General features: G+C 51.6%; 15 protein-coding genes and 1 tRNA gene. 6 read left to right on the forward strand and 10 right to left on the reverse strand.

Annotated features, from left to right (window positions below; all coding sequences use genetic code 11):
- Nucleotides 1-139 precede the first annotated feature (139 nt).
- Nucleotides 140-214: transfer RNA gene (locus tag ACHZB8_RS10560), tRNA-Val, on the reverse strand.
- A gap of 168 nt (nucleotides 215-382) precedes the next feature.
- The gene (gene cpdR, locus ACHZB8_RS10565) at nucleotides 383-742 is read right to left on the reverse strand and encodes a cell cycle two-component system response regulator CpdR (protein WP_316860224.1); all 360 of its coding nucleotides are present in this window, start codon (nucleotides 740-742) and stop codon (nucleotides 383-385) included.
- Nucleotides 743-1,108: 366 nt separating this feature from the next.
- Between cpdR and ACHZB8_RS10570 the strand changes: the two genes are divergently transcribed.
- Nucleotides 1,109-2,011, forward strand: a complete 903-nt coding sequence (locus ACHZB8_RS10570) for an N-formylglutamate amidohydrolase (protein WP_316860225.1) — start codon at nucleotides 1,109-1,111, stop codon at nucleotides 2,009-2,011.
- 590 nt (nucleotides 2,012-2,601) lie between these two features.
- Nucleotides 2,602-3,657 carry a low specificity L-threonine aldolase gene (locus ACHZB8_RS10575; RefSeq protein WP_316860226.1) on the forward strand — a complete coding sequence of 352 codons (1,056 nt, stop codon included), beginning with the start codon at nucleotides 2,602-2,604 and terminating at the stop codon, nucleotides 3,655-3,657.
- Nucleotides 3,658-3,841: 184 nt separating this feature from the next.
- On the opposite strand, the gene ACHZB8_RS10580 is transcribed toward ACHZB8_RS10575, so the two are convergent.
- Nucleotides 3,842-4,315, reverse strand: a complete 474-nt coding sequence (locus tag ACHZB8_RS10580; RefSeq protein ID WP_316860227.1) for an Hsp20 family protein — start codon at nucleotides 4,313-4,315, stop codon at nucleotides 3,842-3,844.
- A 27-nt stretch (nucleotides 4,316-4,342) separates the two neighbouring features.
- On the opposite strand from ACHZB8_RS10580, the gene ACHZB8_RS10585 reads away from it, so the two are divergent.
- Nucleotides 4,343-5,302, forward strand: a complete 960-nt coding sequence (locus ACHZB8_RS10585) for a hypothetical protein (protein ID WP_316860228.1) — start codon at nucleotides 4,343-4,345, stop codon at nucleotides 5,300-5,302.
- A 172-nt stretch (nucleotides 5,303-5,474) separates the two neighbouring features.
- Entirely contained in the window at nucleotides 5,475-6,461 is a 987-nt protein-coding gene (locus ACHZB8_RS10590) for an alpha/beta hydrolase (protein ID WP_316860229.1), read from the forward strand.
- A gap of 65 nt (nucleotides 6,462-6,526) precedes the next feature.
- On the opposite strand, the gene hisN is transcribed toward ACHZB8_RS10590, so the two are convergent.
- The 3 genes from hisN to ACHZB8_RS10605 form a co-directional block, all read right to left on the reverse strand.
- Nucleotides 6,527-7,321 carry a histidinol-phosphatase gene (gene hisN / locus ACHZB8_RS10595; RefSeq protein WP_316860230.1) on the reverse strand — a complete coding sequence of 265 codons (795 nt, stop codon included), beginning with the start codon at nucleotides 7,319-7,321 and terminating at the stop codon, nucleotides 6,527-6,529.
- A gap of 151 nt (nucleotides 7,322-7,472) precedes the next feature.
- Nucleotides 7,473-8,702 (reverse strand): hypothetical protein, encoded by a 1,230-nt coding sequence (locus ACHZB8_RS10600; RefSeq protein WP_316860231.1) that lies wholly within the window; start codon nucleotides 8,700-8,702, stop codon nucleotides 7,473-7,475.
- Between the two features lie 44 nt (nucleotides 8,703-8,746).
- Complete coding sequence (locus ACHZB8_RS10605) at nucleotides 8,747-10,000, reverse strand: lytic murein transglycosylase (protein ID WP_316860232.1); 1,254 nt, start codon at nucleotides 9,998-10,000, stop codon at nucleotides 8,747-8,749.
- A gap of 46 nt (nucleotides 10,001-10,046) precedes the next feature.
- Here ACHZB8_RS10605 and ACHZB8_RS10610 point away from each other — a divergent pair, with 46 nt between their 5' ends.
- Nucleotides 10,047-10,241, forward strand: coding sequence for a hypothetical protein (locus ACHZB8_RS10610; protein ID WP_316860233.1), 195 nt, complete (start codon nucleotides 10,047-10,049; stop codon nucleotides 10,239-10,241).
- A 36-nt stretch (nucleotides 10,242-10,277) separates the two neighbouring features.
- Nucleotides 10,278-11,183 carry a UTP--glucose-1-phosphate uridylyltransferase GalU gene (gene galU / locus ACHZB8_RS10615; protein ID WP_394706185.1) on the forward strand — a complete coding sequence of 302 codons (906 nt, stop codon included), beginning with the start codon at nucleotides 10,278-10,280 and terminating at the stop codon, nucleotides 11,181-11,183.
- Between the two features lie 73 nt (nucleotides 11,184-11,256).
- Here galU and ACHZB8_RS10620 read toward each other — a convergent pair whose 3' ends face one another.
- The 4 genes from ACHZB8_RS10620 to ACHZB8_RS10635 form a co-directional block, all read right to left on the reverse strand.
- Nucleotides 11,257-11,607, reverse strand: coding sequence for a VOC family protein (locus ACHZB8_RS10620; protein ID WP_316860235.1), 351 nt, complete (start codon nucleotides 11,605-11,607; stop codon nucleotides 11,257-11,259).
- A 308-nt stretch (nucleotides 11,608-11,915) separates the two neighbouring features.
- Entirely contained in the window at nucleotides 11,916-13,034 is a 1,119-nt protein-coding gene (locus tag ACHZB8_RS10625; RefSeq protein WP_316860236.1) for a DUF2336 domain-containing protein, read from the reverse strand.
- 692 nt (nucleotides 13,035-13,726) lie between these two features.
- Nucleotides 13,727-15,379, reverse strand: coding sequence for an energy-dependent translational throttle protein EttA (ettA, locus tag ACHZB8_RS10630; protein WP_316860237.1), 1,653 nt, complete (start codon nucleotides 15,377-15,379; stop codon nucleotides 13,727-13,729).
- A gap of 287 nt (nucleotides 15,380-15,666) precedes the next feature.
- Nucleotides 15,667-16,611 carry a sensor domain-containing diguanylate cyclase gene (locus tag ACHZB8_RS10635; protein WP_316860238.1) on the reverse strand — a complete coding sequence of 315 codons (945 nt, stop codon included), beginning with the start codon at nucleotides 16,609-16,611 and terminating at the stop codon, nucleotides 15,667-15,669.
- Nucleotides 16,612-16,781 lie beyond the last annotated feature (170 nt).

Genomic DNA, 16,781 nt, shown 5'->3' on the forward strand with positions numbered 1-16,781 from the left:
GCCCTTTTTCGATTCCTGAAACCAGACTTTTCCATTGAGCCGCAGAAGACCTGCAAACCCGATTTCCATGACTCAGGCATAGAAAACCATAGCCTACAAAATTAGGGACTTTTCAAATCTGTTTTCATTGAGAAAAGGATGGTGGGCGTAACTGGGATTGAACCAGTGACCCCTACGATGTCAACGTAGTGCTCTCCCGCTGAGCTATACGCCCATCCTTGGTGACTGGACCGAGCCAGTCTCATGCGGTGACAAGGCTTCTAGCGCCCTGAGCAAGGGAATGCAACCCCCTTTTACATATCTGTCATAAGTGAAGGCAAAATCTGTGAAAAACCGATCTGAAGCCTTCCCATCACGTACCTTGGCGACCGCTCGAAAGCCTTTAGGCGGCCAGCATTTTACCGACTTCGTTAACCAGATCACGCAGATGAAACGGCTTTGAAAGCACTTTGGCATCCTTCGGTGTCTGACTATCCGGATTGAGCGCAACGGCAGCAAAACCGGTGATGAACATCACTTTAAGATCAGGATCGAGCTCGGTTGCCCGTCTGGCCAGTTCTATGCCATCCATCTCGGGCATGACGATATCGGTCAAAAGAAGCGTGAAAGGCTCCTCGCGCAGCCTGTCATAAGCGCTTTTCCCATTATCGAATGATACGACTTCGTAACCCGCATTCTGAAGGGCGCGCGCAAGGAAACGGCGCATGTCATTGTCGTCTTCAGCAAGCAAAATCTGCGACATTTTTATTATCTCCGGCCCGTTCGCGGGCAAGCCTCAGCAAATTCGTTCAAGCCCATGTTCGGGATTCATAGAACACCATTTCAATGCCCATGGGTAAAAATCCCGTGAACCGAGCAGCTTTTTCGCACAAGACTCCTCAGTTCTTTTCAAATCCCAGCCCAATTTTGTCGAAACTATCGCTCCCAATTTCGATAATATTGAATTACAATTCCATGACAAGTGTCTTGATGCACAGGGAATCAAGTTTTTGCGAGCATCGTAAAAATACCTTGTCCGATCAAATACCTGCACCATTTGCAAGAACCAGATAATGCGCACCCTGCGCGTTCTTTCGACAGGCTGTCGAATTGACAAAGAGAGAATGAGTTGAACGAAGAAACCTTTTTGCCAACGCAAGAGCTTACGGATCCTTTCACGATCGAAAGGCCAGAAGAGCAATTGGCACCCTTCCTGTTCAATTCTCCCCACTCAGGCCGTTGCTATACCGAAAGCTTCAAGCAATCAAGCAGATTGACGGAAGAGGAACTCAGAAGCTCGGAAGACGCATTTGTCGATCTGCTCTTTGCCAAAATACCCGCTTGCGGCATGCCTTTGATGAAGGCTCATTTCCCACGTGCATTCCTGGATCTCAATCGGGAGCCTTATGAACTGGACCCTTCCATGTTCACGAGCCGCCTTCCCTCCTATGCCAAGACAACGGGCCCGAGGGTTGGAAGCGGGCTTGGCACGATCGCCCGCATTGTATCGGAAAACAAAGAGATCTACCGACACAGACTTAGTCTGGAAGAGGGCATGAACAGGATTGAGACCCTGTACAAGCCCTATCACCAGAGCCTGCGGCGCGAGCTGGCGCTGACGCATGTCAAGTTTGGCTATTCGTGCCTCATCGACTGCCATTCGATGCCTTCGCGGGTCTTTCAGAACAGCTGCCAACGCAATCGCCCTGATATTGTGCTGGGCGACAGATATGGTACCAGTTGTCATCCGTCACTGACCAACTCCGCAAAGAGCATATTGCAGCATCTGGGTTTCAAGGTGGACATGAATCGTCCCTATGCGGGCGGCTTCATTACCCAGCATTATGGGCGACCCTTAAAAGGTTTGCACGCCCTGCAAATCGAAATCGACCGCGGTCTTTACATGGATGAACAAAGCTTCCAGCCCGTGTCTCATTTTAACGAACTGGCAGAGCTTTTCGCTCGCTTTGGAGACTTGTTGATGCAATGCATGAATGATGCTCTCTTCCCGTCCGCAGATGCCGCGGAATAGCCCCCGGCACCATCTTTGAGAATCTGTCCCGGCGCTTTTGATGCGGGCAACGAGTTTGTCGCAAAAAAAAGGCCGCTACATGCGGCCTGAGAAGTCTAAGGAGGAAACGCCCAGCAAGGGCGGCGGGAAAATGTTCCGCACCTTCAGACTCGCATCACAGCCTCAAATAGTCAAACAAGCGCTGCCTAATTTTAAATCACCAACCTCCCGATTTTACTGTAGAACCCCTCAAGGAAAGCACCAAAACGAACACAAGGCATTGAAATACCGCCCCATTCCGTAGAGGAACCGCCAGCAAAAGTGACTAATAATTAGTGTGCGCAATAATTAGGCGACCACAATTTTGGGGGATTTTTGAACAAATATTGAGCAAAATCCACCAAGACACTGCCCTTTCAAGCAGGGTTGACGACATGCTCACATCAATCCGCTCATCGACTCGCCCCGCGACACCCGAACCGGAGCACTGCGCACCAATGCACATATCACCCTAAAGGGCATGAAATCGGGAAAGCACCAACTCCATGCTTGACTTGAGGCGAAAAATGGCCCGAAAAGAGAACACCCTATCCCGCCTTGAGGACAAATTCATGTTTTTTGCAAGTGACAACTGGGCAGGTGCATCCGATCCCATTATGAATGCACTGGCACGCCACACGGATGGCTTCGAACCGGCTTACGGCGAAAGCAGTCTTTGTGATTCCATCGAAACGCAATTTCAAACTCTTTTCGAAACCGACTGTTCCGTTTTCGTCGTAGCAACCGGAACCGCAGCCAATGCCTTGGCCCTGTCCGCCGTCACAGGTCCGGCAGGAACGGTTTTTTGTCACAAGGACGCTCACATCCGCGTTGATGAATGTGGCGCCCCTGAATTCCTCACCTCGGGGGCACGAATGTGGGGCCTTGATGGAAAGTTCGGCAAGCTGACCCCGAGAGCCCTTGAAACGGGATTTCAGGAAGTACCACAAGGTGTAGTCCACCACGGACAACCAAGTGCCATTTCCCTCAGTCAGGCAACAGAATGGGGCACCATTTACGATCTGTCCGAAATCAACACCTTGTCAGCGCTTACTCACGACAAGGGACTTGCGGTCCATATGGATGGCGCACGCTTTGCGAATGCAATGGTGACGCTGGAAACAACGCCTGCTGAAATGACATGGAAATCAGGAGTTGACCTATTGTCTTTCGGAGCCACCAAAAATGGCGCCTGGTGTGCCGAAGCGGTTGTCTTCTTCAACAAGGATTACGCTCGCGACTTCATCTATCGAAGAAAACGCGCTGGCCATCTTTTCTCAAAAATGAGGTTTGTTGCCGCCCAGTTCGAAGGCTATTTCGAGAACAATCATTGGCTCGACAATGCACGCCATGCCAATGCCATGGCCACCAAACTGGCAGAGGGCCTTGACGCGACCTCTTTCTGCCGCACGGTCTGCCCAACACAAGCCAATGAAGTCTTTGCAGTCATCCCCAAAAAGCTAGCAGAAAAAGCCCAGTCGAACGGCGCCGTCTTCCATGATTGGCCAAGCCTTGGACTTGATGGGAAAGAGCGCCTGAGCGAGGATGAGGGACTTTATCGCCTGGTCTGCTCGTTCAGAAGCACAGAAGCGGAAATCGACCGGTTCTTGAATGAAATCGGAGCCTAGCCGATTTCAAAAAGGTGCCCAAAGCAACCAATGAGCACCTTTCCGGTGAGAGAGCGGATGCCGAAAGCCCTGGCACAAGACCAAAGCCTCCGACAACCCGTCTTGGGATGAAGAGATGGGCGGTCCCGACCGGACCGCCTCGTTGCCACGGCTCAAAAACCGAGTGACAACATCGGGTCAGAGATTAATGCTTGGACCCTTCGATCACAGCTGGATCGTCCGGATTGCCGGTAGAGCGAATAGAAATCTGGCGGGGCTTCATGGCTTCAGGGATTTCGCGTTTGAGATCAATGTGCAATAGACCATGTTCCATGCTTGCGCCTTCTACCTGCATGTAATCGGCGAGCTGGAACTGACGTTCAAAGGCGCGCGATGCGATTCCGCGATGCAGATAGTCTTTTTCCTTCTCGCTTTCCTCGATGACTTTTTCGCCGGTCACCTTAAGGCTATTCTCTTTCACTTCGATGGAAAGATCCTTTTCCGTGAACCCGGCTACCGCCATGGAAATGCGATAGGAGTTTTCGGCCAGACGTTCGATATTGTAAGGTGGGTAGGACGGAACACCATTCTCCGGACCTGTCACGCTATCAAGCATTGAGAAAAGTTTGTCAAAACCGACGGTCGAACGGTATAGTGGTGTAAGATCATAGTGACGCATGGTAAGCCCTCCTTTTGAGCGACAGATTTGCGTTTATTGACAATAGGAAATTCCCCCGAAAAGTGGCGGGAACAGTGTCATATCGGAGCCTTCTCGGCCTCCGATGCAATTGATATGGAAATAGGTAAAAAGCATTTCAAGACCCCAAAAACCATTTTCTGTGCCCGCGAAAACGGCACCTTTGTCATGAGGCTGCCTTATATTTGCCACCTTGTTAAATCTGACATGAACATGCTTTTCCGAAATGGTTCATCGGGACCTGCTAAAGTAAAAACAAGGGCAGAGATTTCATCGATACAAACACAAGGACGCAAGCCAATGAAAATAGCTGCATTTGCACTTCCAATTTTGTTGTTAATGGCCTTCACGAGCGCGCCCGCGCTGGCAGAGAGGGACACTCCGAGAAACGTTTACGATGATGCTCCAACCTATCAGACCCAGAAAAAACCTGTCGCGAAGAAGAAGGTAATCAAGAAGAAGCCTGTCGTAACGAAAAAGCCCGTCGTTAAAAAGAAACCGGTGGTCAAAAAGCCGGTTGTCAAAAAGCCGGTGGTGAAAAAGAAACCCGTTTACAAAAAGCCAAAGCAGGCGGGCCCCATGTCGCTGGAAAAAATGATTCAGCGTCTGAGAAAACAAGGGTTTTATGAAATCAGCTTTATTCGCACGGAAGGCCTTACAAGCATCTTTTCGGCACGCACCCGCTATGGTCGCCTCGTTTATCTGACAATAGACTCCCGCACCGGAGAAATTCTCAGTCAACGCGAAGCCATGGGACAGCAATATAACAGCAACCCCTGGGCACCCCAGCAAAATCCCTACTATCAGGGCCCAAGTTACGGTCAACCATCGCCCTACAATCAGGGCCCCGGTTATGCCAACCCTTATGGATACAACCAGGGTTCGGGCTACCAACAGCCATCGCCCTACTATCAGAGGCCTAGCTACCCTCGCCGCGAACCAAGCCGCATCCCATTCTGGCAGCAATAACAAAACGCGTCCTTCAGAAAAAAATCGGGCCCATCTCTGGGCCCGATAGTCATTTGATACCGGTCAAGACATTTTGATCGAAAAAAATGGTGGTCCGAGCCAAATAGCTCTCCACTTCAAGATGGTTTTCGCTAAACTGTCGGCAAAACGCCAGCAGCTGCCGGGAACGCCGATGTATTTGAATGATTTGGAAAATTATCCGACCCTTAATGATGGCATCTGCAAAAGCATGACATGCTGGGATCGGTATAGAATTCGCTTCGCGCTTTGGCCATCCCTTCAAGGCACCCCGAAAGGAACGGTCTGTCTGCTTCACGGTCGGGCCGAGTTCATCGAGAAATATTACGAAGTCATAATGGAATTGCGTCAGCGAGGCTTTGCTGTAGCAACCTTTGACTGGCGCGGGCAAGGCATGTCGGAACGCCTCATCCCCAACCAGAACAAAGGCTATGTCCGGAAATTTTCCGATTATGGCAAGGATCTTGAGCAGTTCATCAAGAAAGTGATGCTTCCTGACTGCCCACCCCCCCATTTTGTGCTTGCCCATTCCATGGGAGGTCTGGTCCTTCTCTCCAACCTGCCACGCCTGAGAACCATGATAGAGCGAGCGGTTCTATCCGCACCTCTCATTGAAATCGCAACGAGTCACAAGAGGCTGATGGGCCTGAAGATACAACAATCCGGCATCAGGAAAGTGTCCGCCTTCCTGCGCCTTTTCGGGCAGGGAGCAATGTTCATGCCCGGTGTCTCGTCATCGCCATTTGATCCTCAGGGTTTCTATAGCAATGCCGTGACATCCGATGGCCCGCGCTATGATCGGAACCGGCAATTTCTGATCGATTTCCCCAAATTGGCCATTGGCGGCCCAACCGTTCAATGGGTACATGAAACCTGCAAGGTGATCGACAAGCTTCAGTCGAGCGACTTTCAGGCAACCATCCATACCCCGACATTGATCGTCACGGCAGGACAGGATACCGTCGTCAATTCACTTGCCTCGGAATATTTCGCAAGAACGACCCGGTCGGTCAATTCGGTCGGCATTGCCGGGAGCAAACATGAGCTGATGATGGAACGCGACATGATCCGGCAACAGTTCTGGGCGGCCTTTGACAGTTTCATTCCGGGCGAGGCACCGATAAAAATTGCAGCAGCCTAGACATCGTTACCCTGCGCCCGAGAACGCAGGGCACGCCTGAAGGACACGGCCCCTCCAGAGCAAGCTCAAATTGGCCTGGAAAGAATCTCGAGCACCTGCTCATGCAATTCCGCATTGCCGCTGGCGACCACCTGACCGCCATCGAAAGCAGATCCACCCTGCCAGTTGGTCACAATACCGCCAGCCCCTTCGATGACTGGAATAAGAGGCGCGATATCGACAGGCTTCAGCCCTGCTTCAACGACCAGATCGACCGAGCCAAGAGCAAGCATGGCATAAGCATAGCAATCAACACCATACCGAGACAAACGAACGGAATGTTCCAGGATCTGGTAATGCGCCCACTCCTGAGCATTGAAAATCTGCGGCGCAGTTGTAAACAAGGTCGCACTGCCAAGCGCGGAGCAATCCCTGCACCGGATTTCCCGCGTCCCGTCAGGGCCGCGATAATGGCTCTTTTTGCCATCCCCCCAAAAGCGTTCCCCGGTAAATGGCTGGCTCATCATGCCAAGACTCTGAACGCTGTCGTGGCGGTATCCGATCAACGTGCCCCAGGTTGGAAGTCCTGAGATGAAGGCCCGCGTCCCGTCAATGGGATCAAGAACCCACAATTGTTCCGCATCAAGATTCTCGGCCTCATATTCCTCGCCAAGAATGCCATGATCGGGAAACCGGTCCTTGATCAGCACCCGCATTTCACGTTCGGCCATTTTGTCGGCCTCGGTTACCGGATCAAAGCCATCCAGCTCCTTGTTCTCAATCTCGATCGGCTTTCTAAAAAGCGGCAGGACCACCTCGCTCGCCTTGTCTGCAAGGTGATGTAAAAAATCAAAATCGGGCTCAAGAACAGGATTTGGCATAGAATGGGTTCCAGACAGATGAAGGCTGAAGCAAAAGCAAAAAGGGGGCCTGACTCACATCAGAGCAGGCCTGCCAGCTTGTACAGTTTCCACCACACAAGAGCAATCCCCCCATTTCGATCAGAGCGTTCAGAGCCTTCGCTTGAACGCACTAGTTTCCGCCTTTCCAGGAAAAATCATCCACTCGATATTTAGGGGGATAACGGGACGCCGAAAGCTCGTCTTCTGAAAGCGAGTTATTGGAGAAGGACAGCGCAAAAACGCTTGGATTGATCAACTGTTCAGCATTGAGCGATGGCTTGCGCAGAACGAAGATATTTCGACGAGCACCAAGCCCGTCCCGCAGCGCCGTTTCATCGGCCACAGTCAGATTTTTCGGCAAGACATCTTCGTCAACCGATTGCGACAGGACGCGAATAACCAGTTTCTCAACAAAATAGGCAAGTTTGCGACGTCCATCCTGCGTAAAACGGATACCGTTTTTGAGGCGCAACCTCACTTCCTCCCCCGCGAGGTCGGGACCGCGCAGGGAAAAGGCTCCTTCTTCATTGGAAAAGGCGTCCCAGATATCAATGAATTCCTCGTCGCGCTCGGTCAGCCGACTGGAGACGAGATCATTCAGATATCGCATATCGCCAGACAGTTTCTCGCTTCCCACTGGCGGTAGACCAACCCAGAAAACCGGCTTATCCTGCTCGGCGAAAGCCAGTCGCAACCGGTCGATCTCACGCTGATAGGCCCTCGCCCAGCTGTCGGTTCGAAATTCATATGGCGGCGATATCTCCGTCCCGTCTTTGTCTTTCCGGCCCGGCATTGTCACCCGGTCATTCAGACCAACCATGACAACAGCAAAATTGAAGGGATGTTGTGCAAAATAGTCATCGGGATCGAAGAGCGGTTTGTTGCGACTGGCACGATAAACGATACCGCTTCCGGGAATGGAATGAAGTTCCACCTTCACGTCAGACATTTTGGCAAAGGCATCTTTCAAACCCCAGCCGATATCCTGAGAAAACTCATCGCCGAAAACGGCAATCACGAAAGCATCGTCATCTTTGGGAACCGTTTGAATAACAGGCTTTGGAGCGGCTGCCGGGTTCGACGCCTTCTTCTTCACTGGCTCGCTCTTGGTTTCTGTCTTTTTCTTGCGTGAGCTGCGCTTGAAAATCCGCTCGAAGAAACTGAGCGCGACTTCGTATCTGCCATCATCAGGTTTGACCCTGACAGGCTGTGACATGTCAGCACCGGCACCAAGCTCGCTCAGGGAAACAGAACTTGCCGGCTCCACCAGAACGAACTGGAAAAGCAGACAGGCGCAAACCATCTGCCCAACAAAAGCAAGACTTTTCGCCTTTTTAACTCTTCCGTTCCCTTGATCCATAACCTGTCACCACGATTTCAAAATCAATTGGAGGTCTCGCTGCCCTAACCACCCTTGCGCAAGGCTTCAAGCACCATGCCACTGGCAAAACCATCGGGTATCATGCCAGAACGTTTTTGCCAGCTTCGAATGGCTGCACGGGATTTCGACCCCAGCCGACCGTCGATACCGCCAGTATCATACCCCCGTTTATTCAACAATGTCTGCAATTCTTTGCGCTCACTAAGGGTCAACATGCGATCTGACCTTGGCCATTCATGATAAAAGGCACCCCCGCCCATGATCCGATCTGCCAAATGTCCGATCGCCAACGCATAGGATGTGGCGTTATTGTAGCGTTTGATGACCGAGAAATTCTTCAAGATCAAAAAGGCTGGCCCTCGATAGCCCGCTGGCATGATCAGTTGCGCCTGATCATCAAGTCGCGGGAAAGCAAGTCCCCGCACCCGTTTCGCACCCAAAGCCTGCCATTGCTCAAGGCTTTTGGTTGTCCTGCCGTCGGCAAGCTCAAAAGTGAAATTTTCGGGCAGGCTGACTTCATAGCCCCAGGTTTTGCCGGTTTCCCAACCAGCCGTTTTGAGGAGATTGGCACTCGAAGCCAAAGCGTCCGCCACCGAGTTCCAGATATCGCGCCGACCGTCGCCATCATGGTCAACTGCCTTGAGCAGATAGGTCGTTGGAATGAACTGGGTATGCCCCATTGCTCCGGCCCATGACCCCACCATCGAAGAAGCAGGCACATCCCCATTTTGCAGAATCTTGAGGGCAGCAATCAGCTGCGTGCGGCCGTATTTCCCGCGTTGCGGATCGGCATAGGCAAGGGTCGCCAGAGACTGGATGGTCGGCTTGATCAGTTTCTTGTTGTTGAAAATGGCACCATAAGCGGATTCCATGCCCCAGATAGCGAGCAGGATGTGCCTGTCAACACCATAGGTCTGCTCCAGTTTGGCAAGCAGGCTTGCATGACGCCTTTTCATTTCGACGCCATTTTTGATTCGGTAATCGCTGACCGCACTGTCCAGATAGGTCCAGATCGGTTTGACAAACTCGGGCTGATTGCTCGCTTTCGTGACGATTGAAAGATCAAGCCGAGCACCTGCAAACGCGCTGTTATAGGTCTGAGAAGTAATCCCGGCCGATTGTGCTGTTGGCCAGAAGCTCCTGATCCAGCTCTGAAATCCCTGTTCAGTCTGGGCTTTTGCAAGGCCTGACCACAAAAGAACAAGGGCGATGCTTACGAAAATGGCTCCCAAATGGGCAGGAAGAATCGATAGACTTGGCCGCTTGACATCTGGCATGGAATAATCCTGTTTCAACAAATCAAATTTGGCACCCGAAAAACCAATGGCACAAAAATATGTCCATCGTCGTAATCTATTTATCAAAACTTTTGCGCTAAGTGTGTTTTTATCTGATTGCGCGATTTTTCCTTCTGCCTGTTTTGACAAGATCGCCGGGGGGCAAACTGATACAGACATGGAAATCGACAAACCTGTGATCGGGGAAACACAGCAAGAGAATCTCGAACTATTTCACTAAGCACCTGTTTTCCCAAGCCTTATTCGACGGAGCATGATAGTCATGGCAAAACCCATTCGTAAGGCCGTATTCCCAGTGGCCGGTCTTGGAACGCGTTTCCTTCCCGCCACCAAGGCGGTTCCCAAAGAGATGCTGACGATTGTTGACAAGCCCGTCATTCAATATGTTGTTGATGAAGCAAGAGACGCTGGCATCGAGTTCTTCATTTTTGTTACCGGCCGAAACAAGGAAGTCATCGAAGACCATTTCGATGTTCAGTTCGAGCTGGAACACACCTTGCGCCAAAGGGGAAAACTGGATGCGCTTCGGGCTTTGCGTCGCGATTTGCCCAAAGCGGGCCACATGAGTTTCACCCGTCAGCAGCAGCCGCTTGGTCTTGGCCATGCTGTTCTGTGCGCCAGCGAACTTGTGGGCAACGAGCCCTTTGCCCTGCTTCTTCCGGACATGATCATGAAATCGGAACGGGGTTGCCTGTCCGAGATGATGTCTGTTTATGAAAAACGGGAAGGCAATGTGGTCGCCCTTGAAGAGGTGCCGATGGAAATGACCCACAAATACGGCATCGTGCAGCCCGGTACGGTGAGAGACGACAGCATCGAGATCACGGGCATGATCGAGAAACCCGACCCCGGCACGGCCCCCTCCAACCTCATTCTTTCGGGGCGCTATATCTTGCAGCCTGAGATTTTCAGCTATCTCAAGGAACAGGAACCGGGTAGCGGTAACGAGATCCAGCTCACCGATGCCATGATCAGTCTAAGCAATGAACAGGATTTTTCCGGCTATCATTTCAGAGGAAAAACCTATGATTGCGGCTCGAAGTCCGGTTTTATTCTCGCCAACATGGCTTTTGGCATGGAGCGGGATGACATTGCTCCCAATGTCGTGGATGCCATTGAAAAAATTGTCGGAGAATACAAGCAGCATAACGCCAAGAGCTAGACGCAGATAACCGAAGCGGATCAAACGATCCGCTTTTCTTTTGAATGCCAAACGGGACATGAGCCGCCCGCGACTATTCAACCAGAGTGATGATATTGCCTGAAGGGTCAATCAGATGCACAAGCGAGCCGCCCCAGAACTGACGTTCCGGCGGAGACACGAACGGCACGCCGCGCGCCTTCAATGTCTTGTAAAGGGAGGGCAAATCATCAACCGCGAGCGACAGCCCCGTGAAGCGCCCGATGAGTGAAGCCTGCGGCCCACGTGCGTCTTCTTCTTCGATGATGACGAGCATGCCCGGCTCAAAACCGACGGCTCCCTGCTCGAACCTGTCCCAAACCATGGGCCATTGCAGGGAGTTTGCGTAAAAATCGCGCGCAGTGGCGAGATCCCTTACGAAGATCCGAAATGCGGTTACATGCATTGGTTCGCCCCTATTTGCCCAAAGCTATCCCAGTATCAGCTTCTTCGAACCCATAGCAGGCAAATCAAACTCGATCAACTGAGCGTTTGTGCTTTTCAATGATACTGTCGTATCGCACACACTCTTTGCAGTCTTGGCCGGAAAAGGGCTCTTAAGACTAACAATATATTGGAAACAAACCCTTGGGTCTTGAGTAATTGCTCACAAACTAACAGCAATTTTGCCTTTCTGGCAGAAGAAAAGGGCGCGTTCAGAGAACCCGCCCTTCAAAATCCAAAGGCTTTGGCACAATCGCCAATACAAACCAGTTATTCCAGCAACAACCCGGTTTCCGGCCAGGAACCGGCAATCGCCATAGCTTCTTCTTTGGTGATTTGCTGATAGCGTTTGAGGATGGCCTGACTTTGTGCCGACGAAAGACAAAGCATCCAGGGGCCGCATTCGAGTATGTCGCGAACAAATTCATCGGTGAACGATCTCAGCCGGAACAGGACCAACACCTGCTCCCAATGCAGACAGGCCATCATTCGCGCAACAATCTGATGTGGAAAACCGGACAATTTAGAAATCCCGCAAACCAGATCAGCGAACTGATCGTTGCAGGCAAATTGCCTCAGAACCCCGTTGCCCAGAAAACCCTGCTCAAACAGCTTTTCAATTTTCAGAAGAGATGGATCAAACCTGTAATGCTCAAGGTAGGAATGGCCCGATAGGTCATAATAGCGCTCTTCAATTTGAGGCTCTATCCTTTTCCAAAGCCGGCTAAGATCCATGCCGACGTCATCAGTGAGATTCTTTTTCTCCGCATTGCCAGCCGGTCGATTGAAGGAAGAGCGGTTATCCATTTCATGCGCAAGAGCGTGGTCATTTGCTGCGGCGGACTTGAGAATGCTCATACCCCGCTCTGATAACTGAGCGTCAGAATTGGCAGCAAGCTTGATCATCACGGTGCCATGCCCGGACCGGATGAGAACGTCGGTCACCAACGAATTCAGACCTTTGCGCATGCATATGGAGATCATATGCTCGGTGCCCTTGACCTCACTGACTTCGATCAGATCATCATCGGTCAGCACCGGCGAATGCCGCAAAACAGGATCTGCAACCTTAATGCTGTCAAACGCAAACCGTTTGATGATGTTGTAGGGCGCATTCTCCAGCTGGCAGATCTTTTGCGCAGCAAATGTCCGCGTTTCTTCCCCCACAAGATCAGATAAACGCATCAACACCGTGTCATAGGTTTCCAGCTGTTCATCGTCACAATGGGTCGCGGTCAAAGAGAAAAGGGAAGCTACATGCCGCATCAACTCATCGCTTTTGCCATGTGCACCTTGACCGTTGAGAACTTTCCAGTCCACCAGTTCTGTTTTCATTGCAAGCTGCATTTGTTTCATCCCGCTCGGATTGACAGTTGCTCCGACTGACATCGGAATCCTCTTTCCAAATACTCTACGGGCAAGCTCTCTATAAACGGCTAAGTCAAGGTCCGAATTTTTAGAATAACACTCTGAAAAACTAATGAAAATTTGATTCAATTTTTCATCAGTCGACGTCACTCAAAAGAGTCCATGCATACCGGGCCACTCGCAAGGGAAGTTTGCTGCACCGATGCACACTCGAAAAGCATGACCCGTTCATGCGTTATTCTGGATACGAGTTTTCAACCCGCCCAACTCAACAACTGGACAAGAACAGCCGCTGACACAAAGTCACAGCCCATTGCCTCCCGGCAATGGAAAAACGCTGCAACGCCCATCCCGAAAAGTGATGCAAGCAATTGATTACAGGAATGAATTTTCATCCACCCAGCCAGGACAAAGAGAATTTGCAAGCTTGAACACCTGTGTTCGTCGTCAGCGTTTCTCGCATCCTTTGCCTGAACAACAAATGGCAGCTTCTTGACCCATGCAGACACGACCACGAGGAAAGCCCATCAGGCAGAATGTCAGCCTTACAAAACCGCATTCTCTCTCCGCCTGAGATATCGTTCCGGACTGTTGCCAAGATCACAAATCTGTCCAAAACCCGCAAGATCGGAAGATCCCGGTAAGCTTTCGTAAATCATAAACAAAAAAGCCCCGCTCTTTCGAACGGGGCTTTTGCCATCATTCCATCGAAATCAACGCGTGAAGGGTTTGTATTTCACCCTCTTGGGATTAACCGCATCCGGCCCCAAACGTCTCACCTTGTCGGCTTCATAATCTTCGAAGTTCCCTTCGAACCACTCCACATGACTATCCCCTTCGAAGGCCATGATATGGGTTGCAAGGCGGTCAAGGAACATACGATCATGGCTGATGACCACGGCGCAACCTGCAAAATCCTCAAGCGCATCTTCCAGAGCGGCCAGGGTTTCCGTATCCAGATCGTTGGTCGGTTCGTCGAGCAGCAAGACGTTGGCACCCGATTTCAGCACCTTGGCCAAATGCACCCGGTTGCGCTGGCCACCGGACAGCGAGCCAACTTTCTGCTGTTGATCACCACCCTTGAAGTTGAAGGCCGAGCAATAGGCGCGGCTGTTCATCTCGCGCTTGCCCAACTTGATGATATCGTCGCCTCCGGAAATCTCTTCCCAGACCGTCTTGTTGGCATCAAGCGCATCGCGAGACTGGTCGACATATCCCAGATGGACGGTGTCGCCCAAGCGGATTGAGCCGTCATCCGGTGTATCGTCTCCCGTCAACATCTTGAACAAGGTGGTCTTGCCAACACCGTTGGGACCAATCACGCCGACAATACCGCCCGGTGGCAGTTTGAAATCAAGCCCGTCAATCAGAAGGCGTTCACCAAAGCCCTTTTTCAGGCCTTCAGCTTCAATCACGATGTCACCGAGACGCTCTCCTGGCGGAATAATGATCTGTGCCATGCCCGGAGCCCGTTCCTCGTTGCGCTTGAGCAACTCGTCATAGGCCTTGATACGGGCCTTTGACTTGGCCTGACGAGCTTTCGGGCTGGCTGCAATCCATTCCTGCTCGCGCGACAGGGCGCGTTGGCGAGCTGCCTCTTCCCGGCCTTCCTGAGCGAGACGTTTGGCCTTCTTCTCAAGATAGGCAGAATAGTTGCCCTCATAAGGAATGCCGGAGCCGCGGTCGAGTTCCAGAATCCAGCCGGTAACATTGTCGAGGAAGTAGCGATCGTGGGTGATGATCAGCACAGCTCCCTTGAACTCGCGCAGATGCTTTTCAAGCCAATGAACGGTTTCCGCATCAAGATGGTTGGTCGGCTCGTCAAGCAACAGCAGATCAGGCTCGGCAAGCAGCAACTTGCACAAGGCCACACGACGCTTTTCACCACCGGACAGGACAGACACATCCGCATCGGACGGAGGACAGCGCAAGGCATCCATCGCCATTTCGACCTGTGACTGCAAATCCCACAGATTCTGCGCATCGATAATGTCCTGAAGCTTGGCACCCTCTTCCGCCGTTTCATCGGAATAGTTCATCATCAGTTCATTGTAACGATCAAGAATGGCCTGCTTTTCGGCAACCCCTTCCATCACGTTGCCAAGCACATCCTTGCTTTCGTCAAGCACGGGTTCCTGAGGCAGATAGCCGATCTTGGCGCCATCGGCCGCCCAGGCTTCACCGGCAAATTCCTTGTCCAAACCGGCCATGATGCGCAGGATCGTTGATTTACCCGCCCCGTTCGGGCCCAGAATGCCAATCTTGGCATCGGGGTAGAAAGAGAGATGGATATTATCCAGCACCTTCTTTCCGCCGCTATAGGTCTTGGACAGACCATGCATATGATAGATGAATTGTCGAGCCATTCAGTCGCCGCCATTCAATTTCACTAGAGGGAGATTTTTCAAGTTGCCCCGTTTTAATGGGCCAAGCGTGGCGTTTCAATCCCTATTTCAGAAACTGACCGATCAAGTGGCAGCATTCACGTGACAAATTGAGGCCAACAACACCAAACTGGAGTTGGCCAGCCAAAGAAATGCCAAACGCAGCTTTTTGGAAACGCATACGATTTCACCAATTGGAGCATGGCAAGAACCGGGCGAGGAATGCCGCTTCAACACGAACTGACAAGGCTACCGACATCCCCGAAGACTCAGGAAGAAGCAACAAGCAAAGGCCTGGCGTCGATGCAGAATTGTTGATCCTTGAAACAGAACCGCCCGCGTCCGCTGCTTTTGCTAACATAGAGCTGTTCGTCAGCACGCGCCACGACTGCGGCTGAACCTTCTCCTTGGCGCGAAACCGCACCACCCAGAGAGGCTGAACAGGACACGATTCGTCCATCAATCTGAAACCAGGACTCCTGTACCAGATGCATGATGCGCTTGCCGACAGACACAAGGCCTTCCTCCGTGGCATGAGGAAGAAGCACGACATATTCGTCTCCGCCCCATCGACATGCGACATCCTGCGCCCGGATGGCTGAAGTAAGCGTTCTAGAAACCGTAGCGATCACACGGTCTCCCACCTGATGCCCCCAGGTATCATTGATCGATTTGAAATGGTCGATATCGATGAACAACACGGCATAGGGGACACCGTTCGTTTTCAGATTCTCTTCCATATTCTCCAGCGTAACATCGGCAAAACGCCGGTTGCCGATACCGGATAGCGGATCGATGAGAGCATCCTGTCTCAAGGCCTCGACCTCCGACAACATCGCAAGACGATTGCTGTTGTCTGAGAAGACCTCTACCGACCCGATGATTTTGCCTTCATCGTTGCGCATGGGGAAAGAGCGGATGTGAACGGGCACCCTGTAACCGGACTTGTGATGCATGTAGACATTGACGTCGCGCGGCACTCCATCGCGCATGCAACCAGCCAAAGGACATCCGGTCTTGCAAAGCTTGTTACCCTCGTCGTCAACATGATTGAGCGTGTTTTCGGCGCAACACTTGCCCAGAATTTCTTCCGCGCGGTAACCACTCAACTCTTCAGCGGCCTTGTTCCAGAAAAGAACCTGACGCTTTCGATTGACGAAATAGACGCCATCACTCATGACATCCAGTATAGAGCGATAAAATTCTGCATCCATCCTGTTAGAACCCTCCCCGATTCCAAGCTCGTGGGTCCCAAAGGTGGTAGCAGATTTGAATTACTCAAACCCTAAGGCGAGGTAATAATTTACCCCATGATTTGAACAGCTTGTCACTTTGGTTAAATTAGTTCAAAACAGCAGTATTACTACTCAGACGCATCGACACA

This window comes from uncultured Cohaesibacter sp. (genome assembly GCF_963556055.3).
GTDB lineage: Bacteria > Pseudomonadota > Alphaproteobacteria > Rhizobiales > Cohaesibacteraceae > Cohaesibacter.

Bases quoted from the DNA above. Each gene is read 5' to 3' on its own strand.
- ACHZB8_RS10600 (WP_316860231.1), bottom strand. From the start codon at position 8,702: ATGGATCAAGGGAACGGAAGAGTTAAAAAGGCGAAAAGTCTTGCTTTT.
- ACHZB8_RS10625 (WP_316860236.1), bottom strand. From the start codon at position 13,034: ATGTCAGTCGGAGCAACTGTCAATCCGAGCGGGATGAAACAAATGCAG.
- hisN (WP_316860230.1), bottom strand. From the start codon at position 7,321: ATGCCAAATCCTGTTCTTGAGCCCGATTTTGATTTTTTACATCACCTT.
- ACHZB8_RS10620 (WP_316860235.1), bottom strand. From the start codon at position 11,607: ATGCATGTAACCGCATTTCGGATCTTCGTAAGGGATCTCGCCACTGCG.
- ACHZB8_RS10605 (WP_316860232.1), bottom strand. From the start codon at position 10,000: ATGCCAGATGTCAAGCGGCCAAGTCTATCGATTCTTCCTGCCCATTTG.
- ACHZB8_RS10575 (WP_316860226.1), top strand. From the start codon at position 2,602: ATGTTTTTTGCAAGTGACAACTGGGCAGGTGCATCCGATCCCATTATG.
- ACHZB8_RS10580 (WP_316860227.1), bottom strand. From the start codon at position 4,315: ATGCGTCACTATGATCTTACACCACTATACCGTTCGACCGTCGGTTTT.
- ACHZB8_RS10590 (WP_316860229.1), top strand. From the start codon at position 5,475: ATGTATTTGAATGATTTGGAAAATTATCCGACCCTTAATGATGGCATC.
- ACHZB8_RS10610 (WP_316860233.1), top strand. From the start codon at position 10,047: ATGGCACAAAAATATGTCCATCGTCGTAATCTATTTATCAAAACTTTT.
- ACHZB8_RS10635 (WP_316860238.1), bottom strand. From the start codon at position 16,611: ATGGATGCAGAATTTTATCGCTCTATACTGGATGTCATGAGTGATGGC.
- cpdR (WP_316860224.1), bottom strand. From the start codon at position 742: ATGTCGCAGATTTTGCTTGCTGAAGACGACAATGACATGCGCCGTTTC.
- ettA (WP_316860237.1), bottom strand. From the start codon at position 15,379: ATGGCTCGACAATTCATCTATCATATGCATGGTCTGTCCAAGACCTAT.